The organism is Arthrobacter sp. NEB 688, assembly GCF_013201035.1.
Lineage (GTDB): Bacteria > Actinomycetota > Actinomycetes > Actinomycetales > Dermatophilaceae > Phycicoccus.
Genome location: NZ_CP053707.1, coordinates 643742 through 670216, shown reverse-complemented (window position 1 = coordinate 670216; position 26475 = coordinate 643742). Strand labels below are relative to the sequence as shown.

The 26475-nt window shown below is 74.7% G+C and carries 25 protein-coding genes; 11 read left to right on the top strand and 14 right to left on the bottom strand.

All coding sequences use genetic code 11. The annotated features are described in order from the left end of the window. Nucleotides 1-180: 180 nt before the first annotated feature. The 5 genes from HL663_RS03265 to HL663_RS03245 all read right to left on the bottom strand — a co-directional run bounded on the left by HL663_RS03265 (nucleotide 181) and on the right by HL663_RS03245 (nucleotide 7297). On the bottom strand, nucleotides 181-2934 hold the full coding sequence (locus tag HL663_RS03265) for a sugar-binding protein (RefSeq protein WP_286175892.1): 2754 nt from the start codon (nucleotides 2932-2934) through the stop codon (nucleotides 181-183). 82 nt (nucleotides 2935-3016) lie between these two features. Next, nucleotides 3017-3844, bottom strand: a complete 828-nt coding sequence (locus HL663_RS03260; RefSeq protein WP_173027047.1) for a carbohydrate ABC transporter permease — start codon at nucleotides 3842-3844, stop codon at nucleotides 3017-3019. Further along, nucleotides 3844-4785 carry a carbohydrate ABC transporter permease gene (locus HL663_RS03255; RefSeq protein WP_173027046.1) on the bottom strand — a complete coding sequence of 314 codons (942 nt, stop codon included), beginning with the start codon at nucleotides 4783-4785 and terminating at the stop codon, nucleotides 3844-3846. The genes HL663_RS03260 and HL663_RS03255 overlap by 1 nt, the downstream gene beginning before the upstream one ends. After that, nucleotides 4782-6146 carry an extracellular solute-binding protein gene (locus HL663_RS03250; RefSeq protein WP_173027045.1) on the bottom strand — a complete coding sequence of 455 codons (1365 nt, stop codon included), beginning with the start codon at nucleotides 6144-6146 and terminating at the stop codon, nucleotides 4782-4784. The genes HL663_RS03255 and HL663_RS03250 overlap by 4 nt, the downstream gene beginning before the upstream one ends. Then, a complete protein-coding gene (locus HL663_RS03245) occupies nucleotides 6143-7297 on the bottom strand; it encodes a PfkB family carbohydrate kinase (RefSeq protein ID WP_173027044.1) in 1155 nt (384 codons plus the stop codon). Before HL663_RS03245 ends, HL663_RS03250 begins: the two co-directional genes overlap by 4 nt. A gap of 135 nt (nucleotides 7298-7432) precedes the next feature. On the opposite strand from HL663_RS03245, the gene HL663_RS03240 reads away from it, so the two are divergent. Genes HL663_RS03240 through HL663_RS03230 form a run of 3 tightly spaced genes read left to right on the top strand, consistent with a single transcriptional unit; the run spans nucleotide 7433 to nucleotide 10372 of the window. Continuing rightward, complete coding sequence (locus HL663_RS03240; protein WP_173027043.1) at nucleotides 7433-8194, top strand: DeoR/GlpR family DNA-binding transcription regulator; 762 nt, start codon at nucleotides 7433-7435, stop codon at nucleotides 8192-8194. After that, nucleotides 8191-9537, top strand: a complete 1347-nt coding sequence (locus HL663_RS03235; RefSeq protein ID WP_173027042.1) for a 6-phospho-beta-glucosidase — start codon at nucleotides 8191-8193, stop codon at nucleotides 9535-9537. Before HL663_RS03240 ends, HL663_RS03235 begins: the two co-directional genes overlap by 4 nt. 52 nt (nucleotides 9538-9589) lie before the next feature. Next, nucleotides 9590-10372 (top strand): lipase family alpha/beta hydrolase, encoded by a 783-nt coding sequence (locus tag HL663_RS03230; protein ID WP_216842662.1) that lies wholly within the window; start codon nucleotides 9590-9592, stop codon nucleotides 10370-10372. A gap of 6 nt (nucleotides 10373-10378) precedes the next feature. On the opposite strand, the gene HL663_RS03225 is transcribed toward HL663_RS03230, so the two are convergent. The 4 genes from HL663_RS03225 to HL663_RS03210 all read right to left on the bottom strand — a co-directional run bounded on the left by HL663_RS03225 (nucleotide 10379) and on the right by HL663_RS03210 (nucleotide 13793). After that, the gene (locus HL663_RS03225; RefSeq protein WP_173027041.1) at nucleotides 10379-11191 is read right to left on the bottom strand and encodes an ABC transporter permease; all 813 of its coding nucleotides are present in this window, start codon (nucleotides 11189-11191) and stop codon (nucleotides 10379-10381) included. Then, nucleotides 11188-12141: an ABC transporter ATP-binding protein gene (locus HL663_RS03220; RefSeq protein ID WP_173027040.1), complete on the bottom strand. Its 954-nt coding sequence runs from the start codon at nucleotides 12139-12141 to the stop codon at nucleotides 11188-11190. Before HL663_RS03220 ends, HL663_RS03225 begins: the two co-directional genes overlap by 4 nt. Beyond that, nucleotides 12138-13280, bottom strand: a complete 1143-nt coding sequence (locus tag HL663_RS03215; RefSeq protein WP_173027039.1) for a LolA-like protein — start codon at nucleotides 13278-13280, stop codon at nucleotides 12138-12140. The genes HL663_RS03220 and HL663_RS03215 overlap by 4 nt, the downstream gene beginning before the upstream one ends. A gap of 222 nt (nucleotides 13281-13502) precedes the next feature. Beyond that, nucleotides 13503-13793, bottom strand: coding sequence for a GNAT family N-acetyltransferase (locus HL663_RS03210; protein ID WP_173027038.1), 291 nt, complete (start codon nucleotides 13791-13793; stop codon nucleotides 13503-13505). A gap of 115 nt (nucleotides 13794-13908) precedes the next feature. Here HL663_RS03210 and HL663_RS03205 point away from each other — a divergent pair, with 115 nt between their 5' ends. The 5 genes from HL663_RS03205 to HL663_RS03185 all read left to right on the top strand — a co-directional run bounded on the left by HL663_RS03205 (nucleotide 13909) and on the right by HL663_RS03185 (nucleotide 18622). Continuing rightward, entirely contained in the window at nucleotides 13909-15138 is a 1230-nt protein-coding gene (locus HL663_RS03205) for a GAF domain-containing protein (protein WP_173027037.1), read from the top strand. Nucleotides 15139-15372: 234 nt separating this feature from the next. Continuing rightward, nucleotides 15373-16896 carry an aldehyde dehydrogenase gene (adh, locus tag HL663_RS03200; protein WP_173027036.1) on the top strand — a complete coding sequence of 508 codons (1524 nt, stop codon included), beginning with the start codon at nucleotides 15373-15375 and terminating at the stop codon, nucleotides 16894-16896. A gap of 4 nt (nucleotides 16897-16900) precedes the next feature. Continuing rightward, nucleotides 16901-17290 carry a DUF779 domain-containing protein gene (locus tag HL663_RS03195; protein WP_173027035.1) on the top strand — a complete coding sequence of 130 codons (390 nt, stop codon included), beginning with the start codon at nucleotides 16901-16903 and terminating at the stop codon, nucleotides 17288-17290. Between the two features lie 68 nt (nucleotides 17291-17358). Next, nucleotides 17359-17862, top strand: a complete 504-nt coding sequence (locus tag HL663_RS03190) for an OsmC family protein (RefSeq protein WP_173027034.1) — start codon at nucleotides 17359-17361, stop codon at nucleotides 17860-17862. A gap of 46 nt (nucleotides 17863-17908) precedes the next feature. Next, nucleotides 17909-18622: a DUF2510 domain-containing protein gene (locus tag HL663_RS03185; protein ID WP_173027033.1), complete on the top strand. Its 714-nt coding sequence runs from the start codon at nucleotides 17909-17911 to the stop codon at nucleotides 18620-18622. Between the two features lie 24 nt (nucleotides 18623-18646). On the opposite strand, the gene HL663_RS03180 is transcribed toward HL663_RS03185, so the two are convergent. The 3 genes from HL663_RS03180 to HL663_RS03170 form a co-directional block, all read right to left on the bottom strand. Continuing rightward, nucleotides 18647-19996: a serine hydrolase domain-containing protein gene (locus HL663_RS03180; RefSeq protein WP_173027032.1), complete on the bottom strand. Its 1350-nt coding sequence runs from the start codon at nucleotides 19994-19996 to the stop codon at nucleotides 18647-18649. A gap of 67 nt (nucleotides 19997-20063) precedes the next feature. After that, complete coding sequence (locus HL663_RS03175) at nucleotides 20064-20867, bottom strand: sigma-70 family RNA polymerase sigma factor (protein ID WP_173027031.1); 804 nt, start codon at nucleotides 20865-20867, stop codon at nucleotides 20064-20066. A gap of 250 nt (nucleotides 20868-21117) precedes the next feature. Then, nucleotides 21118-22047 (bottom strand): NADP-dependent oxidoreductase, encoded by a 930-nt coding sequence (locus tag HL663_RS03170; RefSeq protein ID WP_173027030.1) that lies wholly within the window; start codon nucleotides 22045-22047, stop codon nucleotides 21118-21120. Nucleotides 22048-22217: 170 nt separating this feature from the next. On the opposite strand from HL663_RS03170, the gene HL663_RS03165 reads away from it, so the two are divergent. Together HL663_RS03165 and HL663_RS03160 are read left to right on the top strand one after the other, a co-directional pair. After that, entirely contained in the window at nucleotides 22218-22487 is a 270-nt protein-coding gene (locus tag HL663_RS03165; protein ID WP_173027029.1) for a hypothetical protein, read from the top strand. A gap of 116 nt (nucleotides 22488-22603) precedes the next feature. After that, nucleotides 22604-23569, top strand: coding sequence for a DUF808 domain-containing protein (locus HL663_RS03160; protein WP_173027028.1), 966 nt, complete (start codon nucleotides 22604-22606; stop codon nucleotides 23567-23569). Nucleotides 23570-23583: 14 nt separating this feature from the next. Here HL663_RS03160 and HL663_RS03155 read toward each other — a convergent pair whose 3' ends face one another. Next, a complete protein-coding gene (locus tag HL663_RS03155) occupies nucleotides 23584-24411 on the bottom strand; it encodes a methyltransferase domain-containing protein (RefSeq protein WP_173027027.1) in 828 nt (275 codons plus the stop codon). Between the two features lie 177 nt (nucleotides 24412-24588). On the opposite strand from HL663_RS03155, the gene HL663_RS03150 reads away from it, so the two are divergent. After that, on the top strand, nucleotides 24589-25266 hold the full coding sequence (locus HL663_RS03150; RefSeq protein ID WP_173027026.1) for a winged helix-turn-helix transcriptional regulator: 678 nt from the start codon (nucleotides 24589-24591) through the stop codon (nucleotides 25264-25266). A 42-nt stretch (nucleotides 25267-25308) separates the two neighbouring features. Here the strand turns inward: HL663_RS03150 and HL663_RS03145 are convergent, their stop codons facing one another. Further along, a complete protein-coding gene (locus tag HL663_RS03145) occupies nucleotides 25309-26298 on the bottom strand; it encodes an LLM class F420-dependent oxidoreductase (RefSeq protein ID WP_216842661.1) in 990 nt (329 codons plus the stop codon). Nucleotides 26299-26475: the final 177 nt, after the last annotated feature.

Genomic DNA, 26475 nt, shown 5'->3' with positions numbered 1-26475 from the left:
CAGTGCTTCATGGTCCGGCCACGCTACCCCGGCGCACCGGGGCGGGCGCAACCGCTTTCGGCGCCACCCCCCCCACAGCAGGTGCGGGCTACACCGCAGTACGTGCTGCTGTGGCGGCACTTACTGCGGTGTAGCCCGCGATGGGTGGTGCGGTGGTGCGGCGGTGCGGTGGTCAGGACCTCAGCGGGCGCGTCCCACCGACGCCAGGGTGCCGCCGGCCTTGTCGAGCCAGCCGACGTAGACCCGGGTGTTGCTGCCGCCGCGCCGGTCGAGGTCGACCGTGATGCTGCGGTGCCCGGCGCCGCCGATCGCGACGGTGCGGGACCCGATGGTGCCCTTGCCGTCGACGACGTACACGTGCGCGGTGCCGGCGGCGTTCGCGTGCAGCCGGACCCACGCGGTGTCCGACGACGTCGTCACGCGCTCGACCCATCCGGCACGGGCCGGGGTGCTCGCCGGGCCGCCCGCGAGGGGCACGTCGTTGCGCACCGCCTGCTCGAGCGACGGCGGGCTGTCGAGCGAGGACAGGCCCGTGCGCGGGACGACGGGCTCCGGCGCCTCGGTGGGCCGGTCGGCCGGCGGGGTGTAGCCCGGCAGCGTCGCGACGCCCCAGCGGTACGGGTCGCCCTGCACGCCGCCCCAGGTCGACCAGCCGATGCGGGTCTGGCCGGTCTTGTCCTGGGTGTCGGAGTCGTAGACGAACAGGTTGAGCCCCAGGTGCTCGGGGTCGACCGCGCCGGGGAGCTCGGACATCGGGATGGACACCTCGACGGTGTACCCGTCGTAGGGCTCATCGACCGTCGAGGCCACCTTCATGCCCGGAGCGGTCTCGGCCGCCGGGCCCTGGTGGTTGTCGGCGTCGCGCAGCCCGCACGCCGGGCCCTCCGCGGTCACCGGCAGGACGGCCGCCTTGAACGTCGTCGAGGTGTTCTCGCTGTCACCACGCGGGTCGACGGCGATCTCGACGGAGTCCGTGCGCCAGTGCCGCTTGCAGTCCGCGGCGTCGAGCCGGGTGCCGAGCACGTCGTCGGTCACGTGGACGAGGACGTTGAGCGTGTCCTCGTGCCAGGCGACCTTCGCGGTGGCCGAGCAGTCGGCGGCCGACGAGCAGGCCGTCCCCTCCCACAGGCGGGAGATGTCGACGGACTCGCCGGGGTACTCGCCCGGCGACTCCTTGCCGTCGACCACCGGTGCGGCGGAGGCCTCCTCGATCGTCGTCGTGGGGACGATCTCGAGGGCGCCGTTGCTCGTGGCCGACCCGGCCCGGGTCGTGGTGACGATGCGGTAGGCGTAGTCACCGGCCGCCGCGCCGGGGGTGCCGCCCTGGTTGGACGTCGGGAGCGAGGCGTCGGTGTTGGTCACCGTGAACGTCACACTGCCGTCGGCGCCCGCGGCGAGCGGCCCGTAGTCGGCGCTCGCCGGCTCGGCCGTGAAGCCGTCGGGGAGCTCGAGGGCCACGGTTCCGGCGTCCGCGCGGTTCCCGTTGTTGTGCAGGTCGACCCGGACCTCACGGCTCTTGCCGGAGGCGATCGGGAGGACCGGCGTGACGGTGCCGCTCAGCTGGGGCTCGGCCGCCGTGGCCGGGGCCCACCGCTCGAAGTCCGCGACCTGCGGGAGCAGCTGCTGGCGGGCCGAGACCGACGGGGCGACCTCGACGACGCGGTCGGAGTAGCCGGACCCGGTCCTCGTCGTGAGGCGGGCGGCGACCCGCTGCCGCTCACCCGCGTTCGCGTCCGCGGCCGGCGTGACCGCGAAGGTGCGGGTCACCGTGCGGCCGGGCTGGACCGTGCCGACCCAGCGGTTCCCGGTCACGGCCCATCCCTCGGGCAGGTCGAGGGCGACCGAGGCGCCGGTCAGGGCGCGACCCGGCGCGGTGACGGACACCGTGGCCTTGAACGACCGGCCGGGCAGCACCCCGAAGCGGTCGGTGTCGACGCGCAGGCCGGTGCCGAGCGGGACCGTGCCGGGGACGTGCACGGTCGACCCCGCCAGGGCGGACCAGGAGCGCTGCGCGGCAGCGGTGCCCGGCTCGGCGAACGGCACCCGCGAGTCGACCTGGCGGAAGACGTCGCAGCCGATCTTCGTCGGGTCGGTCGGCACGTCGGGGAAGCCGGCCCAGCCCTGGGAGGCGTACTGGCGCTGCGCGTCGCGCTCGACGGCGGCCCACGTGCGGCCGTCCGGCGAGGCGGCCCCGGCCCAGACGCCGTAGACGGTCTGGGTCGGGTCCTTCGGGGCGAGCTGCGCCATGCACTGCTCGCCGGTCGGGGCGGTGGCCGAGCCGCGCATCATCAGCTTGTCGGGCGAGAAGGGCCGCAGCCCCTCCGTCCGGATCTGCTCGGGGTAGCGCGTCGGGTCACCGGCCGCGGCGAAGGCCTCGGTCGCGAGGCGCGCGGCCTCCTGGTGGTTGCCGTGGTTGCCCGGAGACGGCGCGGGGTCCATCGTGAAGAGGATCTCGGGGCGGGTCTCGCGGATGACCCGCACGACCTTGCCGAGCACCTCGTCGTGGTCCCAGACCTCCTGGGTCAGCGGGTCGCTGACCGTGTAGTAGAAGTCGACCTCGTCGAGGTTGAAGATGTCGGTGATGCCCGCCCGGCCGACGGCCGAGCGCTCCTCCTTCTCGCGGAGCAGGCCGAGCGGCGGGCCCTCCTCGGGGCCGACGGCGTTGCCGCCACCCTCGCCGCGCGTCACGGTGACGACGCCGGTGCGCAGGTGGTTGTCGTGCCCCCACTGCCCGTAGGCCGACAGCGAGCCGGCCTCGTCGTCGGGGTGGGCGCCGATGAACAGCGCCCCGAGGTCGACCGGGTGGCCGGCCGAGGTCGTCGCGCTCGGCGGGCGCGAGGCGTCCCCGCTCCCGTGCTGGTCACCGGACGTGGTCGCCGCGGCGGCCCCCGCCCCGGTGAGCGCGAGCGCGACGGTGGTGGCGAGCGTCGCCACCCTCCGCGCGGACGCGCGTGGTCTGCTGACGTGCGTGGTCATCGTTGACCCCAATCCCTGTCGGTGTGCGAAATCCCCTGCTCTACTCCCGGACTGCTCCTTCGAGCATCCCGGCGATGAAGTGGCGCTGCAGGAACAGGTAGAGCACGACCACCGGGGTCGCGACGATGCAGGCACCGGCCGCGAGGAGGGTGAAGCCCTGCGTGTACTGCCCCTGGAAGAACGCCAGCCCGAGCGGCGCGGTGCGCAGCGACTCGGAGACGACCATGACGAGGGGGACGAGGAACTCGTTCCAGGTCCACATGAAGGTGAGCACGGTGAGCGTGACGACCGCCGGGCGGGCGAGCGGCACGAGCACCTGCCAGAGGATGCGCCAGGTCGACGCGCCGTCGAGCCGCGCGGCCTCGATGACCGAGCGGTTCGCCGAGCGGAACCAGGCGCGCATCCAGAAGGTGCCGAACGCGACGGACTGCGCGACCTGCGGCAGGAGGAGCGCCCAGATCGTGTCCGTCAGCCCGAGCGCGCGCAGGTCGTAGTACAGCGGCACGAGCACGGCCTCGCTCGGCATCATGATGCCGACGAGGAAGACGTAGAAGAGCACCGTCGCCCCGCGGAAGCGCATGGTCCCGAGCGCGTAGCCGGCGAGCAGCGAGAAGAGCACGCTGACGACGACGACCGTGCTCGAGACGAACAGGCTGGTGCGCAGGTAGCTGCCGAACCGGCCCTCGTTCCAAGCGGTCACGAAGTTCTCGGGGTGCAGGCCGAGGACGCCCGCGCCGACGGTCCCGCCGGCGGCGTCGTCCGGGCCCAGCGCCGCGACGACGACGCCGAGGATGGGCCACAGGGCGAAGACCGCGAAGGCGACGAGGATGACGTAGTTGGTGGCGCGCTCACCACGGGAGACCCGCATCAGCGCTCCCGCTCCGCGATCCGGGTGATGCCGAACGAGATCGCGAAGATGATGACCGTCAGCACGACGGCGATCGCCGCGGCCGAGCCGACCCGTCCCTGCTGGAAGGCGCGGTTGTAGACCTCGTACGACGGCACCGAGGTGCTCGTGCCGGGGCCGCCGCGGGTCGTCACGTAGACGAGGTCGAAGGTGCGCAGGGCGGCGATGACGGTGAGCGTCAGGGCGACCGCGATCTCGCCGCGCAGCGCCGGCAGCGTGACGGCGAAGAACTCGCGCACCGCGCCGGCGCCGTCGAGCCGGGCGGCCTCGTAGAGCTCGGTGGGGATCTTGCCCATCCCGGCGAGGAGCAGCACGGTGACGAGGCCGATCTCGAACCAGGTGCCGATGAGACCGACCGCCGGCAGCGCGGCGGTGTAGTCGCCGAGCCAGCCGCGGGTCAGGGCGTCGAGCCCGATGGCCGACAGGAGGTCGTTGATGCTGCCGTCGGGCGCGTACATCCGGCGCCACGCCACGGCGATGACGACCATCGCGACGACCTGGGGCAGGAAGACGACGGTGCGGAAGAAGCCGAGGCCCCGCACCTTGGCGCGCCCGAGGATCGCCGCGAGGACGAGGCCGACGACGAGCGGCAGGAGGGCGTAGAAGGCGATGAGGACGAGCGCGTGCCCGAACGAGGCGCGCAGGGCGGGGTCGCCGACGACCTCGACGTAGTTGTCGAGGCCGGCCCACGTCGCGAGGGTGTTGCCGTTCCAGTCGTAGAGCGAGATCTGGACCGCCCGCAGGAGCGGGTAGAGGAGGAAGGCCGCGTAGACGAGGAGCGCCGGCAGCACGTAGAGCCAGCCGACGGCCCGCGGCTCCCCGGGGGGGCCGCCGCGGCGTCGGCGGCGGGTCCCCTCGGGGGTGCGGGGGCGGCTGGGCGCCGCGGTCGCGGTGTCGCTCATCCGTTCTGCGCGACGAAGTCGCCGTAGTCCTTCTGCACGGTCTCGAGGAACTGCTCGGGCGTGGCCTTCTTCGCGAGGAGGTCCTGCAGGGCCGCGCCGAGGGTGTCGGACATCGTCGGGGTGGCGTAGTCGAGGTACGGGACGAGCGAGTCGTCCTCGACGGCGGTGCCGAACGCGGTGAAGACGTCCTGGCCGATGGTGCTCGGCGCCTTCTGCTCGGCGGTGTCGGCGACCGGCAGGTTCTCGGTCTTGGCGAGGACGCCCATCGCGTCCTTGCTCGTGATGAAGTCGACGTACGCGGCGGCGGCGTCGGGGCTCTCGGTCTTGCTCGAGACCGCCCACGGGATGCCGGTGCCGCCGGTCGCGACCGGCGCCTGCTGGGCCTTGGGCGGCAGGACGAAGGTGACGTCGTCGCCCATCGCCTTGCCGAGGTCCGCCTGCAGCCAGGTGCCGGCGATGAGGTACGCGCCGGTGCCCTTGCTGAACTGCTGCCACGCGGGGTCGTAGCCGAGGCCGTTGACGTCCTGGGAGAAGTAGCCCTTGTCGACCCAGTCGACGAGCGTCTGCGCGGCCTTCGTGTTCTCGGGGGTGGTCCAGCTGCCGCCGGACTGCCCGAAGCCGAGGGTGCGGATCTGGTCGGCCGGCGTCGTCTGCGCCTGGACGGTGCCGAAGACGTGGATGGCCGGCCACTTGTCGAGGTTGCCGAGGACGAGCGGCTGCTGGCCGGCGTCCTTGACCTTCTGGAGGCTGGACTCGAAACCGGCCCAGTCCGTCGGGACCTCGGGGACACCGGCCTTCGCGAGCACGGCCTTGTTCGCGTAGACGCCGACGACCTCGCCGACCTGCGGCAGCCCGTAGAGGTTGCCGGTGCCGAAGGTCTTGCCGTCCGGCGAGTAGCTCGAGTACTTGCGGACCGACTCGGGGTAGCGGTCCTTCCAGCCGTACGCGTCGGCGTAGCGGTCGAGCGGCAGGAGCTGGCCGGCCTGGACGAACTTGCCCATGTCGGGGCGGCCGTTGTTGGCCTGGAAGACGTCCGGGGCGTCGTTGCCCGAGAGGGCGAGGCCGAGGGTCGTCTTGAGGTCGTCGAACGAGCGCGAGACCCGCTTGAGCGTGATGTTCGGGTACTTCGCCTGGAACTCCTTGTTGAGCTCCTCGATCTGCGCGGCCTGGCCGCCGCGGACCTCCTGGTCCCAGACGGTCAGCGTCACCTGGCCCAGCGAGGCGGGGTCGGTGTTGACGGTGCCGGTCGGTGCGGCGCTGGACCCCGTACCGTCACTGCCGGACCCGGGGGTGCAGGCGGTGAGGGCCAGGGCGCCCAGGGCACCGACGGCGATCAGGCGGGTGGTGGGTCGGCTCCTCATGCGGGTGCTCCTCGGTGGATGACGGTGCCGCGGGGGTATCCCTCGACGTCGACGTGGCGGGCGATGGTGGCGGTGGCGCGGCGTCCGGCGCCGACGGGGACGTCCGGGACGAGGTCGTCGAGGAACGCGTACCGGCGGCGGACCGAGCGGTGGTAGCTGTCGGTGGCGGCGCCGTCGCGCAGATGGTGCCACCAGTCGGCGATGTCGCCCCAGCCGGGAGCGGCCAGGGACCCGCCGAAGTGCTGCACGGCGAGCGCGGAGCAGAGCGCGGCGAACGAGATGCGCTGCTGCAGCGGCCACTCCGCGAGGGTGCCGAGCACGACGGCGGCGCCGAACACGTCGCCGGCCCCCGTGGGGTCGAGGGCGTCGACGCGCAGCGCGGGGACGACGGCCTCCTCGCCGGTGCGCGAGTCGATGGCCAGCGCGCCCTCCTCGCCGTTGGTCACGACGGCGAGCGGCACGAGGTCGGCGAGGGCGTAGAGGGCCTCGCTCGGCGTGCGGGTGCGGGTGTAGGCCATGGCCTCGACCGCGTTGGGCAGGAAGGCGTCGCAGGTGCCGAGCTGGTCGAGCACGGCGCGGGGCCACGTGCCGCTGGGGTCCCAGCCCACGTCGGCGAAGACGAGCGCGCCCTGGGCCCGGGCCTTCTCGACCCACGTCGGCTCCTCGCCCCCGACGAGCAGCCGGTCGGGCGCGAGCTCGGCCATGACGGCGCGGCTGCGGGGCGGCTCGCCGATGAGCGCGGTCGCGTCGAGGGGCGGCGGGTGGCCGTGGCTGACCATCCCGCGGTCGCGGGCGACGGCCATCGAGACGGTGACGGGCGAGTGCCAGCCCTCGAAGCGGCGCGAGCGCGAGAGGTCGACGCCCTCCTCGTCGGCGAGGGTCTCCCAGCAGAAGTCGCCGTACGCGTCGTCGCCGAACGCGGCGGCGAGCGAGGTGTTGAGGCCGAGCCGGCGGGCGGCGACGGCGAGGTTGGCGATGCCGCCGGGGCACGAGCCCATCCCCGTCGCCCAGACCTCCTGGCCGCCGTCGGGCAGCGCCTCGAGGCCGGTCATGATGATGTCGAGGAACACCGTGCCCCAGACGAGGACGTCGATCTGCGGCGCGGCGTCGGCACGCTGCGCGGCGAGCGGGTCGAAGGCCGGGGACGGCACGGCGGGCTCCTCGAGTCATCGGGGCGGGCGAAGGGCCCAGCATGCACCCGTCGGCGGGGTCGGACAAGCAGTTGATGCACACAAATCTTCATCCGTGATCATGACGTGACGAAATCTGATCGCTACAGTGGCGGGATGCGAGCGGCCCGGCAGCGATCCATCGTCGGTCGCCTCCGCGCGCGCGGGGTCGCCTCGACCGAGGAGCTCGCCGAGCTGTGCGGGGTGTCGGTCGCCACCGTCCGCCGCGACCTCATCGAGCTCGAGCGCCTCGGCTCGCTGCGCCGGGTCCACGGCGGCGCCGTGCCGACGAACGTCGCCGACGCCGACGCCCTGCGCGGCTTCGCCGAGGTCGCGGCCACCGACGCCGCCGACAAGTCCGCGCTCGCCCGCCGCGCCGCCGCGATGGTCGCCGACGGCGACTCGGTCGTCCTCGACATCGGGACGACGACGATGCTGCTGGCCCGCGAGCTGCGCGGCCGGCACGTCACCGTCGTCACCGCGAGCCTGGCCGTCCTGGACGTCCTGCGCGACGACGACGCCGTCGAGCTCATCCTCCTCGGCGGCATCGTCCGCCGGACCTACCACTCGCTCGTCGGGTCGCTGACCGAGGACGCGCTGCGCCAGGTCCAGGGCTCGCACGTGTTCCTCGGCGCCAGCGGCGTCCGGGCCGACGGCACCGTGCTCGACACGACCGCCGTCGAGGTCCCGGTCAAGCGGGCGCTGCTGCAGGCCGGCGACACCTCGGTGCTGCTCGTCGACCGGCACAAGATGCCCGGCACCGGCTCGCTGCGCGTCTGCGACGCCGGCGCGGTCGACGTCGTCCTGACCAACGAGGGGGCCGACCCCGCGACCCTGGCGGCCTGTCGGGCCGCCGGCACGGAGGTGGTGCTCGCATGAAGCTCGCGATGCTCGGCGGTGGGGGCTTCCGCACCCCGCTCGTCTACGGCGCCCTGCTGCGCGACCGGCACGAGCGCCGGGTCGACGAGGTGTGGCTGCACGACGTCGACGAGGCGCGCCTGGCCGCCATCGGGCAGGTGCTCGCCGAGATGTCCGCGGGCGACCCCGACGCGCCGCGCGTGCACACGAGCACCGACCTGGACACCGCGCTCGAGGGCAGCGACTTCGTCTTCTCGGCCATCCGCGTCGGCGGGCTCGAGGGGCGCACGGCCGACGAGCGGGTGGCCCTCGACCTCGGGCTGCTCGGCCAGGAGACCACCGGCCCCGGCGGCCTCGCCTACGGGCTGCGCACCGTCCCCGTCGCGCTGCACGTCGCCGAGCGGGTGGCCGCGGTGGCGCCCGACGCGTGGGTCATCAACTTCACCAACCCCGCCGGGATGATCACCGAGGCGATGCAGTCGGTGCTGCACGACCGCGTCGTCGGCATCTGCGACAGCCCGATCGGGTTGGCGCGCCGGGCCGCCGTGACGTTGGGCATCGACCCGGCCCGCACGACGATCGACTACGTCGGGCTCAACCACCTCGGCTGGCTGCGCGGCCTGCACCACGAGGGCCGCGACGTCCTGCCCGACCTCCTCGCCGACGACGCCGCGCTGGGCTCGATGGAGGAGGGGCAGCTCTTCGGGCTGGACTGGGTGCGCACGCTCGGGGTCGTCCCCAACGAGTACCTCTACTACTATTACTTCACCCGCGACGCGGTGCGCTCCATCACCGCGGCGCCGCAGACCCGCGGCGAGTACCTGCTCGAGCAGCAGCAGGGCTTCTACGCGTCCCTGGGCTCCGGCCGCACCGGCGCGCTCGCCGAGTGGGACCGCGTCCGGATGGAGCGCAACGCCACGTACATGCAGGAGGCGCGCGGCGAGGACGAGGAGCGCGACGAGGCCGACGTCCAGGGCGGCGGCTACGAGGGGGTCGCGCTCGCGATCATGGCGGCCATCTCGCGGGGCGAGCCGGCCGAGCTCATCCTCAACGTGCGCGGCCGGGGCACCGTCCCGGGGCTGCCCGACGACGCCGTCGTCGAGGTCCCGTGCACCGTCGACGCCTCCGGGCCGCGACCGCACCCGCTGCCGCCCCTGACCGGGCACCCGCTCGGGCTCGTCGAGCAGGTCAAGGCGGTCGAGCGCCTCGTCATCGCCGCGGCGCGCACCGGGTCGCCGGAGCAGGCGGTCGAGGCGTTCGCGCTGCACCCGCTCGTCGACTCCGTCACCGTCGCCCGCGAGCTGCTCGCCGGGTACCGCGCGCGGATCCCCGCCGTCGACGCGGTGTTCACGCGCGGTCGCTGAGCCCGGCGCACGGGCCGGCGCCTCGTAGCATCGGCCGGGTGGGAGACCGACGATGAGCCCGCGCCGCCGGGCGTTCCTGGTGGGGATGCTCGCCGTCGTCGTCCTCGGCGTCCTCGCGGCGGTGCTCGTGCCCCGGCTGCGGCCCGACCCCGCCTCGGCGGCGGCCGGGCCCGTGCTCCTCGTCCCGGGGTACGGCGGCAGCACCGAGTCGCTCGCCCCGCTCGTCACCGCGCTGCGCACGGCCGGGCGCGACCCCCGCGTCGTCCCCGTCGGCGACGGCACCGGCGACCTCGCGGCGCAGGCCGCGGCGGTCGGTCGGGCCGCCGACCAGGCGCTCGCCGAGGGGGCCGGCTCCGTCGACCTCGTCGGCTACTCGGCCGGGGGCGTCGTCGCGCGGGTGTGGGTGGCGGGCGACGGCGCCGGGGTGGCGCGGCGGGTCGTGACGCTCGGCTCGCCCCACCACGGCACGACGGTCGCCGACCTCGGGGTGCTGCTCGGCGGGGCGTGCCCCACCGCCTGCCGCCAGCTCGCCGAGGGCAGCGACCTCCTCGCGGGGCTGCCCGAGACCCCCGGCGACGCGCGCTGGACGAGCATCTGGACGCGGGACGACGAGACCGTCACCCCGCCCGAGTCGGCGGTGCTCGCCGGGGCCGACGACGTCGAGCTGCAGGCCGTCTGCGCGGACGCGCGGGTGACCCACGGCGGTCTGCCCCGCGACCCGCTGGCCGTCGGGGTGGTCCTGCGCTCGCTCGGCCGGACCGCCCCCGACGCCCCGCCGACGAGCGCCGACTGCGCGGCCCTGCGGGCGGCCGGGACCGGTGCGCTCGGGGGCTGACGCCGCTCAGCTCGTGACGTCGCGGGTCGTGAAGTTGGCCCACGCCGCCCCGAGGAACACGAGCACGTAGCCCGCCTGGACGAGCGCTCCGGCCTGGAGGTCGTGCCACGGGATGGGGTCGCGGAAGAGGTCGACCCACGCCAGCCAGTAGCGCGTCGGCAGGTAGTCGCGCACCGACCCCGCGGCGTCGAGCGTCACGAGGACGGTGCTGCTCACGAGCGCGGCGAGGCCGCCGAGCGCCGCACCGAGCGAGGAGTCGGTGAGCGTCGAGAGGAAGAGGGAGATGGCGGCGAGGCCGACCATCGACCAGCCGATCGAGAGCACCATGACCCCCGTCCGCCACGCGAGGTCGGTCGGGGTGAGCGCGGTGCCCGAGAGCGTCGTCGTCGTCAGCTGCCCCGAGCTGCCGAGGAGCGTGATGCCCGTGACGTAGCCGACGACCGCCACCGCGACGACCGCCAGCAGCGTGTACGCGACGACCGACACGAGCTTGGCCGCGAGCAGCCGGGTGCGTCCGACCGGCCGGACGAGCAGGTAGCGCAGCGTCCCGGTCGACGCCTCGCCGGCGACGGCCTCGCCCGCCTGCACCGCCACGGCGATCGGCAGGAAGAACGGCAGGACGATGCCGAGCGCCGCCGCCGGGTAGAGCGCGCCGTTGCCGAGGACGGCCGCGAGCAGGGTCGGGCCCTGGCCGGGTCGTGGCGCGATCCCGGTGACCGACAGGAAGACCGCGACGACGACCGGCAGCAGGCAGAGCAGGGCGATGCTCACCCAGGTCCGGGGTCGCGACACGAGCTTGCGCAGCTCGACCCGGATCACGAGGTCAGCTCCAGCACCGACTCCTCGAGCGTCCGTCGCTCGGGGGCCGCCTCGAGGACGCCGACGTCGGCCCTCACGAGCCGCGCCGTGGCCTCGCTGACGCTCGAGCCCTCGAGGACGAGCCGGCCGCCGGGCTCCCCGGTGCGCCGGCGGTCCGGTGGGGGGACGCCGAGCGCGCGGGCGGCGGCCTCCACGTCGTCGACGTCGACGACGGTGCGGCCGGTGGGGCCGCGCAGGGCGTCGAGGGAGTCCTGGGCGACCAGCCGGCCCCGGTGCAGCACACCGACCCTCGTGCAGAACAGCTCGACCTCGGCGAGCAGGTGGCTGGAGAGGAACACGGTCGTCCCGTTGTCGTTGAGGCGCAGCAGCAGGTCGCGCACCTCGGCGATGCCCCGCGGGTCGAGGCCGTTCGTCGGCTCGTCGAGCACGAGCAGCCGCGGGCCGCGCAGGAGGGCGGACGCGAGCCCGAGCCGCTGACGCATCCCGAGGGAGTAGGCCCGCACCGGCTTGCGGCCGACGTCGGCGAGGCCGACCTCCTCGAGGACCGACTCGATGCGCGTGCGCCGGCTGCGGCGCGAGCCGACCTCCGCGGCCAGGGGGTCACCGACGCCCCGGGGGCCGGCGGCGTCGAGCAGCCGGAGGTTGGCCCGGGCCGAGAGGTGCGGGTAGGCCGCGGGCCCCTCGACGAGCGCTCCCACCCTGGCCAGGGCGGCGGCGGCCTGCCGCGGCACGGGGTGGCCGAGCACCTCGGCCTCGCCGCTCGTCGCGTGCACGAGGCCGAGGAGCATCCGGACCGTCGTCGTCTTGCCCGAGCCGTTGGGCCCGAGGAACCCGTAGCGGTCGCCCGGGCGGACGAGCAGGTCCAGGTGGTCGACGGCGGTGACCCGCCCGAACCGCTTGGTCAGCCCCCGCGTGACGACGGCGGGGGTGTCGGGGGTGGGGTCGGTCACTGGTCCTCCCGGAACGGGGGTGGAGAGGCGAGCAGGGCGGTGGCGACCTCGTCGAGCAGCGCGGGCTCGACGAGCCCGGTGACGACGTAGGCGTGGAAGCGGTCCTCGCCGCGCACGAGCGCGACGTTGAGCAGGCTCGAGCCGATGCGCACGACCGACCCGCCGGGCAGCTCCTCCTCGACCGAGCCGGCGCGGGTCGCGTTGCCGACGACCTCGCGCGCGACCCGTCCGGGCAGGGGCAGGACGACGACCCGGGTCAGTCCGGTGCCGTACGTGCTCGCGCCGTCGAGGACCTCGGTGGAGGCCCGCAGGCCGGCGAGCTCGTCCGGCAGGTCCCAGGGCGAGCGCTGCGCGACGCGGGCGACGAGGTCGGGGGCGGTGTCGAGCGAGCGCCGGGCGGTGGGCGGCGCGGGCGGGGTGAGGACGTCGGCCGCGGGGCGCCCGGTGCGTAGGCCGCTCACCTCGCTGACGAGCGCGTCGGCCCCGCCGCGGCCGGTCACGACGACGCGCAGCGGCAGCCCGGTCTCGCGGTCGACCCACACGTCGGCGCGGGCCAGGGTGCTGCGGGGCGAGCCGGGCACGACGCGCAGGCCGTCGGCCGTGCGGCCGTCGACGCGCTGCGCGGGAAGGGCGGAGAGGCGGTCGTCGGGCCCGACGGCGGCGAGCAGGCGGCGCCCGGCGTTCGGCGCGACGAGGTCGTCGGCCCGGGGGAGACGGATCGGGGGGTCGCCGGTGACGGTGGCGAGCCGCCGGTTGCCGTAGTCCCACGTGGTCGTCGAGGTGGCCAGGCCGTAGGTGTCGCGCTCACCGGTCGCGTCGACCGTGTCGACCCGCCAGCTGCGCGGCCCGTCCCACCAGATGCGGGTGCGCGTCGTGCCGCCGAGCAGCGTCGCGAGGTCGCCGAAGCCGCCGACGTCGGGCAGGGCCAACCCGCCGCGGCTCTCGCCCACGGCGGTGTACGCGACCGAGGCCGAGGCGAGGGCGCGCGCCCGGACCTCGGCGGGGGCGGTCGTCGTCGCCCCGACGGCCACGCTCGAGCGCAGCACGGGCACGGCGGCGAGCATCCCGACGAGCAGGCCGGTCGCCGCGACGACGGCTGCCCACCGCCGCCGCGCGTCGGTGCTGACGACGGTGCCCATACGGCATCCTCACCCGGGAGCCGGCCGGGGACAACGTGTCCGATCGTCCGTCCACCGGTGCCGTCCAACCGTGCGCGCCGCGGAGAGGGCCCTTCCGTGGGCCCGCGGCGGCGCCCATCCGGCTCGCGACCCCTCGCAGCGTCTTCTACACGCGACCTGCGCTGCTCCGGGTGCGGTCGCACGCGCACCCGCGCAGGTCGCCCGGAGAAGGGCGCCGCCGGGTCAGGGGCGGGTGACGACCTCGACCGGGTGGTCCGGGTGGCGGCGCAGCCACTCCGCGGCGAACGGGCAGTCCGGACGGACGGCGCGCCCGGCCTCCGCGAGCTCGTCGACCGCCGTGCGCACGAGCGCGCCCCCGACGCCCCGGCCCTCGAAGGCCGGCTCGACCCCCGTGTGCACGAGCACGACCGCCGAGCCGTCGCGGCTCTCGCGCCACACGAGCTCGCCGGCGACCTGCCCGTCGACGCGCGCCACCCATGCGTGCGCTTCCCTGCTCACCTCGACGTCGGCCACGACGCACCACCTCCGGTGCCCATGCTGCACCCCGCGGGCCGGGTGGTGCGTCCGTGACGGCCCACTGTCCGAACGGCCCGTTGCCCGCACGGCGGCGCGGGGGTGTACTGCGAGGGTGTCGAGCAGCACGGTCCGACGCGACGCGGGCGGCCCCGACGGGGTCCGGTCCGTCGTCGCGGAGTCGTGGCTGCGTTCGTCCGCCGCGGGGGTCGACCCGGAGGGGCACCTCGCGCCGGTCGTCCTCGACGGCGGCGACCTCGCCGACTACCGCACCGCCCACGCCCTCTCGCACGTCTTCCCGCTGCTCTACGACGTGCTCGGGCGCGCGGCGGTCGACTGCGACGCGCTGATGGCCGTCGGCGACGCGAGCGGCCACCTGCTGTGGGTCGCCGGCGCCCGGCACGTGCTGCGGCGCGCCGAGGACATCAACTTCGTCGAGGGCTCGGCCTGGAACGAGCACTCGGCCGGGACCAACGCACCGGGGATGGCGCTGCACCTCGACGGGCCGGCGGTCGTGCGTGCCGGCGAGCACTTCAACCGGCTCGTCCACCCGTGGTCGTGCGCGGCGGCCCCCATCCACGACCCGACGACGAGCGCGGTGCTCGGCGTCGTCGACATCACCGGCGGCCCCGACGTCGCGTCCCCGCAGAGCCTGGCGATGATCCGGGCCGCGGCGCGGATGGCGGAGTCCGAGCTCGGCCGGCTGGCGCTGACCGGGACGCTCCTCGGCGGCGAGGACCGGCCGGGCGCCGGGCTCGGGCCGGGCGAGGTGCGGGTGCGCGGGCTCGGGCTGCCCGAGGCCGTCGTCGAGGTCGGCGGGCGCGCGCACCGGCTGAGCCGCCGGCACAGCGAGATCGTCGTGGCGCTGACCGAGAACCCGCGCGGGCTGTCGGCCGACCAGCTCGAGAACGAGGTGTACCCGGGGCGGATGACCTCCTCCACGCTGCGGGCCGAGATGACCCGGCTGCGGACGCTCCTCGGGCCCGAGGTGCTGCTCTCGCGGCCCTACCGGTTCGGGGCCGAGACGGGGACCGACTGGTCCGGGGTGCTCGCGCACCTCGCGGCCGGGCGGGTCCGCGACGCGCTGCGGGCGTACAAGGGGCCGCTGCTGCCGGGGTCCGAGGCGCCGGCCGTCGTCGAGCTGCGCGACGTGCTCGAGACCCGGGTGCGCGCGGCCGTGCTGGCGTCCGGCGAGGCCGACCTCATGGTGGGCTGGACGCGCTCGCGCTGGGGCGCCGGCGACCTCGAGATGTGGGAGCGCCAGCTCGAGTCGCTGCCCGCCGGCTCGCCCCTGCGTCCCGTCGCCGAGGCCGAGGTCGCGCGCCTCCTCCACGCCGACGCCTGACCCGCCCCCTCCCCACCCCGCCGCCGGGACCTCCACTTCTCGGGGTCACCCCGAGACGTCCACGGGACGAGGCGTCGGAGCCGGGGTCTCGCGGACGAACCGGGGTCTCGGGGCGGGGTCGGGTCGGCACGGCGGGGTGCGGGCGACGGGCGCTGCAGCGTGGTTGCAACGTCACCGGCCCTACGGTCCGTCCATCCCGCACCGGGCACCCCACGATCGAAGGAGATCGAGTCAATGACGACGTACACCCCGCCGGGCCGCGACGGCAGCAGCATCGAGGTCAAAGACCGCTACGACAACTACATCGGGGGCCAGTGGGTGCCGCCGGTGCGGGGGAACTACTTCGAGAACATCACCCCGGTCACGGGCCAGGCGTTCACCGAGATCGCCCGCGGCACCGCCGAGGACGTCGAGCTCGCCCTCGACGCCGCGCACGGGGCGGCCGGCGCCTGGGGCCGCACGAGCGCCGCCGAGCGCTCCAACATCCTGCTCAAGATCGCCGACCGGATGGAGGCCCACCTCGAGGACCTCGCCGTCGTCGAGACCTGGGACAACGGCAAGCCGGTCCGCGAGACCCTGGCCGCCGACATCCCCCTCGCGATCGACCACTTCCGCTACTTCGCGGGTGCCGTTCGCGCACAGGAGGGTTCGATCGGCGAGATCGACGAGTACACCGTGGCGTACCACATCCACGAGCCGCTCGGCGTGGTCGCGCAGATCATCCCCTGGAACTTCCCGATCCTCATGGCGGTGTGGAAGCTCGCCCCCGCGCTCGCGGCCGGCAACTGCGTCGTCCTCAAGCCGGCCGAGCAGACCCCGTGGTCGATCCTCAAGCTGATGGAGCTCGTCGGCGACCTCCTGCCCGACGGCGTCCTCAACGTCGTCAACGGCTTCGGCGTCGAGGCCGGCAAGCCGCTCGCATCGAGCCCGCGCATCGCCAAGGTGGCCTTCACCGGCGAGACGACGACCGGCCGGCTGATCATGCAGTACGCCAGCCAGAACCTCATCCCGGTCACGCTCGAGCTCGGCGGCAAGAGCCCGAACATCTTCTTCGAGAACGTCTCCGCGCAGCGGGACTCGTTCTACGACAAGGCCCTCGAGGGTTTCGCGCTCTTCGCGCTCAACCAGGGCGAGGTCTGTACCTGCCCGAGCCGCGCGCTCATCCAGTCCTCGATCTACGACGAGTTCCTCCAGGACGCCGTCGACCGCGTCGGGAAGATCGTCCAGGGCAACCCGCTCGACACCGACACGATGATCGGCGCGCAGGCGAGCAACGACCAGCTCGAGAAGATCCTGTCCTACATCGACATCGGCAAGCAGGAGGGCGCGAAGGTCCTCATCGGGGGCGCCCGCGCCGACCTCGGTGGCGAGCTCTCCGGTGGCTACTACGTGCAGCCGACGGTCTTCGAGGGCGAGAACTCGATGCGCATCTTCCAGGAGGAGATCTTCGGGCCGGTCGTGTCCGTCACCCGCTTCGAGGACGAGGCCGACGCGCTGAAGCTCGCCAACGACACCCTCTACGGCCTCGGAGCCGGTGTGTGGAGCCGCGACGGCTCGCAGGCCTACCGGGCCGGCCGCGAGATCCAGGCCGGTCGCGTGTGGACGAACAACTACCACGCCTACCCGGCGCACGCGGCGTTCGGCGGGTACAAGCAGTCCGGCATCGGGCGCGAGACGCACAAGATGATGCTCGACCACTACCAGCAGACGAAGAACCTCCTCGTCAGCTACAGCCCCGACGCCCTCGGCTTCTTCTGAGCCGATGAGCCTCCCGGCGACCGCGAGCCGGGTCGACGTCACGGGTGGGGCGGCGGACCTCCTCCGCCGCCTCACCGCGACCCACGGCCCGCTGATGTTCCACCAGTCCGGCGGGTGCTGCGACGGGTCCGCGCCCATGTGCTACCCCGACGGGGAGCTGATCGTCGGGGACGCCGACGTCCACCTCGGCACGCTCGACGTCGGCCTGGACCGCCCTGTGCCGGTGTGGATCTCGCGGGCGCAGTTCGAGTACTGGCGCTACACCCACCTGACGATCGACGTCGTCCCGGGCCGGGGCGCCGGCTTCTCGCTCGAGGCGCCGGAGGGCGTCCGCTTCGTCATCCGCTCCAGGATGCTCACCGCCGACGAGCTGCACGACCTCGACGACGACTGACCGGCAGGGCCGCGGGACCGTCCGGCCGGGCGGTCCCGTGGCCGGTCGTCACGTGCTTGGCTGGGGCGATGGACCGCGCCACCCTCCGCCAGCTGCAGACCCCCCTCCGCGAGCGCTACGCCGCCGACCCCGCCGCGGCGCACACCCCGCTCCACGCGACCGCCGACTTCCGGGACGAGGGGGTCACCTGCACCGTCGACGGGTTCGCCGGGCCGGTGCGCGCCGGCCTGCACCGGGCCACGGGGGGCGACGGCTCCGACGCGTGCAGCGGCGACATGCTCCTCGAGGCGCTCCTGGCCTGCGCCGGGGTGACGCTGCGCAGCGTCGCGACCGCGATGGGCCTGGCGCTCGGCGAGGTGCAGGGCGTCGCGGAGAGCTCCTTCGACGCCCGCGGCACGCTCGGCATCGACCGCGAGGTGCCCGTCGGCATCGGGCCGGTCACGCTGACCTTCACCGTCGCGACGGACGCCGACGACGCCGCGCTCGAGCGCCTGGCCTCCTCGACGGAGCGCTACTGCGTCGTCGGCGCGAGCCTGCGGGACGCGCCGACGGTGCGCGTGCGCCGGGCATAGCCTGTCCCCAGCACGGCGACCCCCGCCGCACGAGGAGGACAGCAGGATGAGCGCACCCCCCGGATGGCACCCGCAGCCCGACGGCCGCGACCGCTGGTGGGACGGCCAGCAGTGGTCCGACCACTTCCGGGACCCGGTGGCGCCCACCGCTCCTGCCCCGACCCCCGCCTACGGGACGGTGCCGCCGTACACCGGCGACCCCGGGGCCACCGGCTCGTACACGACCCCCGCCCCCTACGGCACCCCCGGCGCGCCCGAGGGCCAGTGGCCGCCGCCGAAGAAGGGCATGAGCGGCGGGGCGAAGGGCTGCCTCATCGCGGCCGTCGTCGTGGTCCTCCTCGTCGTCGCCGCGCTCGTCGCCGGCGGGATCTTCTTCGCCCGCACCGCCGACCGCGTCGTCGAGGACCTCCGCACCTCGATCCCCAGCTCGAGCGCCTTCCCCTCCGGCCTCCCCGGCAGCGGGGAGCCGTCCGAGGTGTCCGTCGGCGAGGGCTTCGAGCTCGGGACGGCCACGGTCGAGCCCGGCTGGACCCTCGGCAGCCTCGGGGGCATCGGGGCGAACGTCGAGGGCATGACCGTCACCTTCGCCGGCGACAACGCCATCCCGGTGGTCTTCTCGATGGACTTCGACAGCGGCGCGTCCACGACGTGCACGGCGAGCCCCGCCGACGGCTCCGACACCGGTGAGGTCGCCTGCGTCCCGATGGTCGACAACGCGCCCAGCGAGGGCGCCCGGGTCACGGTCACGCCGCGGTTCTGACGACGACGGGTCACCGCCGCCGGGTCACGACCCGGCGGCGGTGACGACGTCGCGGACGAGCTCGTCGACCCGCAGGTCGGCGGGGTCGACCTCCGGCGAGAACCCCATCCGCACGACGACGAGGCGCTGCGACGGCACGACGTAGACGCGCTGCCCGTCGTGGCCGCTCATCCAGTAGGCGTCGGCCGGCAGCAGCGGCGTGACGAGCGAGCCGTCGGCCTGCCGGTTGACCCACCAGCCGGCGGCGTAGCCCTTCTCCTCGCTCCGGTCGACGGGCTCGGCGGTCGTCGAGCGCTTCATCCACCCCTCGGGCAGCAGGCGCTCGTCCTCCCAGACGCCGTCCTGGAGCGCGAGCTGGCCGAGCACGGCCCAGTCCCGCGGCGTCGCCCAGAGGTAGGAGCTGCAGACCGGGGTCCCGGCGGCGTCGGTCTCCCACACCGCCGACGACAGCCCGAGCGGCGCGAAGAGCTCGGTCCGCGGGAAGTCGCGGTCCGGCACGTCGGCGAGCGAGGACAGCCACGAGCAGACGAGGTTGGTCGAGCCGCTCGAGTACTGCTGGTAGGTGCCGGGCGCGTGCGCGAGGGGCTGGCTCGCGACGTACCGCGCCATGTCCGGTGCGTCGTAGAGCATCTCGGTGATGGGGGTGCCGAGCGAGTAGGTCTCGTCCCACCGCAGGCCGCTCGTCATCCGCATCAGCTGGTCGACCGTGATGGAGGCCCGGCCGTCGGTCCACTCGGGCCGCAGGTGGTCCTCGTCGAGGTCCAGCTTGCGTTCCAGGACGTAGCGGCCGACGAGGAGGTTGGTCGCGCTCTTGGCCATCGACCAGCCGAGCTGCGGTGTCTGGGGGGTGAACCCGTCGGCGTAGCGCTCGGCGACGATGTCGCCGTCCTTGACGACGACGATGGCCCGGGTGCCGAGGCGCCGCTTGGTGCCCTGCGTCAGGTCGTCACCGAACGCGCGCGCCATCGCCCGGCTCAGCGCCTTGTCGGCCCGCGGCACCTCGGCCCCCTCGAAGGGGTTGCCCTCGGGCTCGACCTTCGTCGCGCGACGCTCGTCCCCCGGTCGCTCGGCCGCCACCGTGCAGCCGAACCCCGGCGTGTACCAGGCCTTCTGCTTGGCGAGCAGCCAGCCGACCGCGGACGTCGCGGAGCCGCCGGCCTCGTCGACGTACCCCGTGAGGTAGGGCACGAGCGGGTTGGGCGGCAGGTCGGTCGCCGGGTCGGTGCGCCCGGCGACGAGCTCGACGGCGCAGGCGTTGTGCGCGGCGTAGCCGGTCCCGGTGCGCAGCAGCGGGCGGTACTCGCGGTAGCCGAGCACGGCGCCGACGACGACGAGCACCAGCAGGACGGCGAGGATCCGGCGCAGCACACGCATGCGGGGACGGTACCTCCCGGCGGCTCGGGCCGCAGGGACCTCGGCGCGACCGGCCCGGGGCGCGCGGTCAGGCCGCGGGCTGCGCCTCGAGGCTGACCCGGAAGCGGTCGAGCAGCTGGCCGAGCAGGCGCGAGACCTGCATCTGGCTGACGCCGATCGTGTCGCCGATCTCGCGCTGCGTGCGCTCCTCGACGAACCGCATCCGGATGATGGTCTGCTCGCGCGGCGTGCACCGGCCGACCTCCGCGCGCAGGGTCGCCGACAGGGCGAGGTCGTCGGCCCAGTCGCCGGTCCCGGTCAGCAGGTCGCCCACCCGGCCGCCGCCGGGCAGCGGGGCGTCGAGGGAGTCGGGCGTGAACGCCGAGCCGGTGGCGCGCGCGTCGCGCACGTCGACCTCGGAGCGACCGATGGCCCGGGCGACCTCGCCGGCGGTCGACTCGCGGCCGAGCCGGTGGCGCAGCGCCTCCTCGGCGGCGACGAGCTCGGAGCGCAGCTCCTGCAGCGCGCGCGGGGGGCGCACGGCCCAGCCGGCGTCGCGGAAGTGCCGCTTGAGCTCGCCGCGCACCGAGGGGACGGCGTAGGCGACGAAGCCGCGCCCGGCGCCGGGGCGGTAGCGGCGGACGGCCGCGACGAGGGCGGCGCGGGCGACCTGGACCAGGTCGTCGGTCTCGATGCCGCGGCCGGTGTAGCGCAGCGCGAGGGAGTCCGCGAGGGGCAGCGTCTCGGTGACGACGTCGGCGAGGGCCCGGTCGTGCTCCGGGCCGTTGCCGGTTCGGTGCAGCACGGCGAGGAGCGACTCGAGCCGCTCGTCGTGCTCCCGGCGCTGTGCGTCTCGGGGCGACTCCTGCTGGACAGCGACGATCTGGGACATGGGTGTACCTCCGGTCCACGACGAGACCGGTGGCACTTGGCTCGACCACCGCAGACCCCGATGGGGCCTGGTGATGACCCTAGACGAACCTTCGACGCGTGGGGTGCCCGCGTGCAGGGCTCTTCACCGGACGCGTGTCGCACCATCGGCGGAAGCGGGCGGCATCGACCGGGTCCGGCTGCGGCACACCGCGAACGCCCCCTCCCGCACGCGGCGGCGGGAGGGGGCGAAGGTTCGACAGGGGGTGGGGTCAGTCGTCGGAGACGTGGATGACGAGCTTGCCGCGGACGTGGCCCTCCTGGCTGCGGGCGAAGGCGTCGCGCACCTCGTCGAGGCCGTAGCGGCCCGCGACGTCGACGGTCAGACCGCCGCGCGCGGCGAGGTCGGCCAGCCACTGCAGCTCCTCGCCGTCCGGGCGCACCCAGACCCAGGTGCCGCCGTGCTCGAGGACCGACGGGTCGGCGACCGAGGCGTGCCGGCCGCCCTCGCGCAGCACCCCGAGGGTGTCGTCGAGGACGCCGCCGACGAAGTCCGCCACGGCGTCGACGCCCTCGGGCGCCAGGGCGCGGACCCGCTCGACGAGGCCGTCGCCGTAGGCCACGGGCTCGACGCCGAGCTCGCGCAGGCGGTCGTGGTTGCCCTCGGAGGCGGTGCCGATGACGCGGGCGCCGAGCTCGCGGGCGACCTGGACGGCGAGGAGGCCCACGCCGCCGGCGGCCGCGTGGACGAGGACGGTGTCACCCTCGCCCACCTCGAGGCGCTTGAGCGTGCGGTAGGCGGTCTGCCCGGCGAGCGGGAGCGCACCGGCGCTGTCCCAGTCGAGGCCGGCCGGCTTCTTCGCGACGGCCCGCACGGGCACGGAGGCCAGCTCGGCGAACGTGCCGGCCTGCACCCAGTCCTTGCGCGCGTAGGCCAGCACCTCGTCGCCGACGGCCAGCTCGGGGGTGTCGGGGCCGACGGCGCGGACGACGCCCGCGACGTCCCAGCCCGGGACGATCGGGAAGACGCCGTTCATCATCCCGTCGAGGCCGCCGGACACGATCTTCCAGTCGACGGGGTTCACCGAGGCGCGGCGCACCTCGACGAGGGCCTCGCCGGGTCCGACCTTGGGGTCGGGGACGTCGTCACGGACCTCGAGGACGTCGAGGTCGCCGTAGTGGTCGTAGGTCACAGCTCGCATGGGGGAGTCAGCGCCGGGCACCCCGGGCGGCATTCCCGGGGGCCGCCGAACCCTCGACCGGGGCGCGCCGCGGCGGACATCCACGATCGGTGTTTGCGCCGGTCACGTCGGGGGTACGGTCGGGTGGCCCCGCCACCGCGGGGACGTCGACGGACGAGGAGGTCCGGGGGATGACGACCGTTCACGTCGCCGAGGAGCACGCCGGGAGCCCGGGTGAGGACCCGCAGCTCGCCGCCCAGCTCGAGGTGCTGCGCGCTGCGCTCGCGGACCACCCGTTCCCGACCCACCAGGACGACCTCATCGCGTCCTGCCTGGCGCTCGGGGTCCCGTCGCGGGCCTGCTGCCGCCTCGCACTGCTCGACCGCACCCTCGAGTACGCCTCCCTCGACGAGGTGACGGGGGCCATCGTCCGGGCGCTCGTGCCGATGCCCGGCGCCTGAGCGACCGCACCCCGCCCGCACGGCGCCGAGCGGGCCGACCGGCACCCGCGACCCACTAGCGTGGCCCTCCACGGGACCCCGGACGGCCGGGGCCACGACCGAGAGGAACCACCCCGATGGCCGGTGGGCTCGTCGCACTGCTCGACGACATCGCCGCGATCGCGAAGGTCGCGGCCGCGTCGATCGACGACGTGGGGGCCGCGGCCGGACGGGCCAGCGCCAAGGCCGCCGGCGTCGTCGTCGACGACACCGCGGTCACGCCGCGCTACGTCACGGGGGTGACGCCCGAGCGCGAGCTGCCGATCATCAAGAAGATCGCCATCGGCTCGATCCGCAACAAGCTGCTCATCATCCTCCCGGTGGCCCTGCTGCTCAGCCAGTTCCTCCCGTGGCTGCTCACGCCGATCCTCATGCTCGGCGGCACCTACCTCGCGTACGAGGGCGCCGAGAAGATCTGGGAGAAGCTCGCCCACCACGAGGCGCACGCCGAGCCGGTCACCGAGGTCGGGCCCGAGCAGGAGCAGCAGATGGTCTCCGGCGCCATCCGCACCGACCTCATCCTCTCGGCCGAGATCATGGTCATCGCCCTCGACGACGTCGCGTCCGAGTCGTTCCTCACCCGGGCCGCGGTGCTCGTCGTCGTCGCGGTCCTCATCACGGTGCTCGTCTACGGCGTCGTCGGGCTCATCGTCAAGATGGACGACATCGGGCTGCACCTGGCGAAGCGCGAGTCCAGCGGGGCGCGCCGCATCGGCGAGGGGCTGGTCCGGGGGATGCCGAAGGTCCTCTCGTTCCTCTCGACGCTCGGCATCGTCGCGATGCTCTGGGTCGGCGGGCACATCCTCCTCGTCGGCGCCGACGAGCTCGGCTGGCACGGCCCGTACGCGCTGGTCCACCACGCCGAGGAGGCCGTCCACGACGCCACCGGCGCGCTCGGCGGGCTCCTCGGCTGGCTGACCAACACGCTGGGCTCGGCCGTCGCCGGCGCCCTGGTCGGGGCGCTGGTCGTCGCGGTCGTGCTCGCCGTCAAGCGGGCGCGCGGCGGCGACCACGACACGCAGGACGCCGCCGCGGCCCACTGACGCGGGCCTGCTGCTCAGGCGCGGGTCGCGGTGAGCAGCAGGTACTCCCAGCGCATCCGGCCGTCGGCGTCGATGGCCTCCCGGGCCACGTCGTCGATGGCGGCCTCGAGCGCGGCCCGCTGGCCGGGGTCGTCCGCGACGGACCGGTGAACGGCCACCGTCGGCCCGTAGCGCTCGACGAAGAACGCCCGGAACTCCTCGGGGGAGGCGAAGGCGTCGACGACGAGCTCGCGCCGCTGAGCCCGCAGGTCGCGCACGCCGTCGCCGAGGAGGGCGGCGACGTGCTCCTCGCGGCCCCACAGCGGCGGGGGCTGCGCGCCGGGCGGCGGGGATGGTGCCCACGGCCGGATGGCGGCGAGCAGCCGGCCGATGAACCCCTCGGGCGTCCAGGACAGCAGGGCGAGGCGCCCGCCGGGCCGGCAGACCCGCAGCAGCTCGCCGGCCGAGGCCTCGTGCACCGGCGCGAACATCACGCCGACGCAGGACAGGACGACGTCGTAGGTGGCGTCCGGGTAGGGCAGCTCCTCGGCGTCGGCGACGTCCCAGAGCACCTCGAGGCCGGCCTCCCGGGACCGGGCCCGCCCGACCTCGACGAGCTCGGGCGTCAGGTCCGACGCGGTGACGTCGGCGCCGGCGCGGGCGGCCGGCAGCGAGGCGTTGCCGGCGCCGGCCGCGACGTCGAGGACGCGCTCGCCCGGGGTCACGGCGGCGGCCTCGACGAGGACCTCGCCGAGGTGCGGGATGACCCGGTCGGCGACGCTCGGGTAGTCGCCGAGGGCCCAGAGGGCGGCGTGGCGGGCCTTGACCTCGGGCGGGGCCGGCGGGGCGTGGTGGACGGTCATGGTGGTCTCCTCTCGTCGGACGACCAGCCTCCCGCCGGGCCGCGGCGGCCATCCAGTGCCGGATGTGGACCGCGGCCGGTCCACGATCTGTACTGGCGCACCGGGCCCGGGCAGCGGTTCACTGGACGCACCGGCACCGGCGGCGACCACCCGTCCGCCGCCCGGGGGAGGTGTGCGATGGCCTCGACCTACGGCCAGTTCTGCCCGGTCGCCAAGGCGATGGAGGTGCTCGACGAGCGGTGGACGCTGCTCATCGTGCGTGAGCTGCTCTGCGGCAGCACGCACTTCAACGACCTGCGGCGTGGGGTGCCGAGGATGTCGCCGACCCTGCTCTCGAAGCGGCTGCGGCGGCTCGAGCGGGCCGGGGTGGTGGAGCGGCGGGTCGTCGGCGGCCGGACGTCGTACCACCTGACACCGAGCGGGGAGGAGCTGCGCGGTGTCGTCGAGGCCCTGGGTGCGTGGGGCGTGCGCTGGGTCGGCGGCCTCGGCGAGGAGGACCTCGACCCGCACCTGCTCATGTGGGACCTCAAGCGGACCCTGCCGCTCGACCGGTGGCCGCGCGAGCGCACCGTCGTCGCCTTCACCTACACCGACGTCGAGCCCCGGGCCCGGCGCTGGTGGGTCGTCGTCGACGGCGCGACGGTCGACGTGTGCGACGCCGACCCGGGGTTCGACGTGGCGGCCGCGCTGACGACCACGCTGCGGACGATGACCGAGATCTGGCGCGGCGACCGGGCCTGGGAGGACGCGGTCCGGGGTCGGCTCGTCGCCATCGAGGCGCCGGCCGACGTCGTCCGGTCGGTGCCCGGCTGGGTCGGGGTCTCGACCCTCGGGGCCGTCCCGCGCCCGGCCTGACGGGGCCGGGCGGCGGGTGGCGCTCGTCGTGGGTGCTGCGGCTCAGGAGGAGGGGGCGGCGGCGCGCAGCTTCTCGAGCAGCTCGGGGGCGACCTCGTCGAGGAACGGCGTCTGGTGCTCGCCGCCGACCTGGACCAGCGCGATGTCGGTGAAGCCGGCCTCCCAGTAGGGCGCGACGGCCTCGACGACCTTGTCGAGGTCGGGGCCGCACGGGATGGACGCGGCGACGTCATCCTCGCGGACGAACTGGGTGGCGCCGCTGAAGCCCATGGGGGTCGGCAGGTCGGCGTTGACCTTCCAGCCGCCGGCGAACCACCGGAACTGCTCGTGGGCGCGGGTGACGGCGGCGGCCTCGTCGGGGTCCCAGCAGATGGGGATCTGGCCGATGGCGCGAGCGCCCGAGCCGATGGTCGAGCCGGCGAGCTCGTCCCACTGCTGCACGAGCTCGGCCTCGGGCTGCACGGCGATGAGGTGCTCGGCGAGCGGCCCGAACCGCTCGATGCCGGCGCGGCCGCTCACGGCGACGCCGATCGGGACGCCCTGCTCGGGCAGGTCCCACAGGCGCGCGGAGTCGACGTCGAAGTACTCGCCGCGGTAGGTCGTCAGCTCGCCGGTGAACAGCTCGCGGATGATCTCCATCGCCTCGGCGAGCATGTCCTGGCGCTGCGCGACCGGCGGCCAGCCCTGCCCGATGACGTGCTCGTTGAGGTTCTCGCCCGAGCCCAGGCCGAGCGTGAAGCGGCCGTCGGCGAGGATCTGCAGGGTCGCGGCCTGCTGCGCGACGACCGTCGGGTGGTAGCGCATCGTCGGGCAGGTCACGTAGGTGGCGAGGTCGATCGTGCTCGTCGCGTGGGCGACGGCGCCGAGCATCGTCCAGGCGTGCGGGGCGTGGCCCTGCTCGGTGAGCCACGGCGAGTAGTGGTCGCTCGAGACGAGGAGGTCGAAGCCGGCCGCCTCGGCGCGCACGGCGGCGTCGACGAGCTCCTTCGGGCCGCTCTGCTCGGTCATGAGGGTGAAGCCGAATCGGGTCACGCGGGGCGCTCCTCGGGGATGGCGCCGGCCGGTCCGGCGCGTCGGCGGTGCTCCTACCCCGTCGCCGCCCCCACCGAACCCCGCCCTCCTTCTTCCGCGAACGTGTGTGAACCCGCCGGTGATCCCCGGCGAGTTCACACACGTTCGCGGGGGGTCGACCGGGCGGGCGGGCGTCAC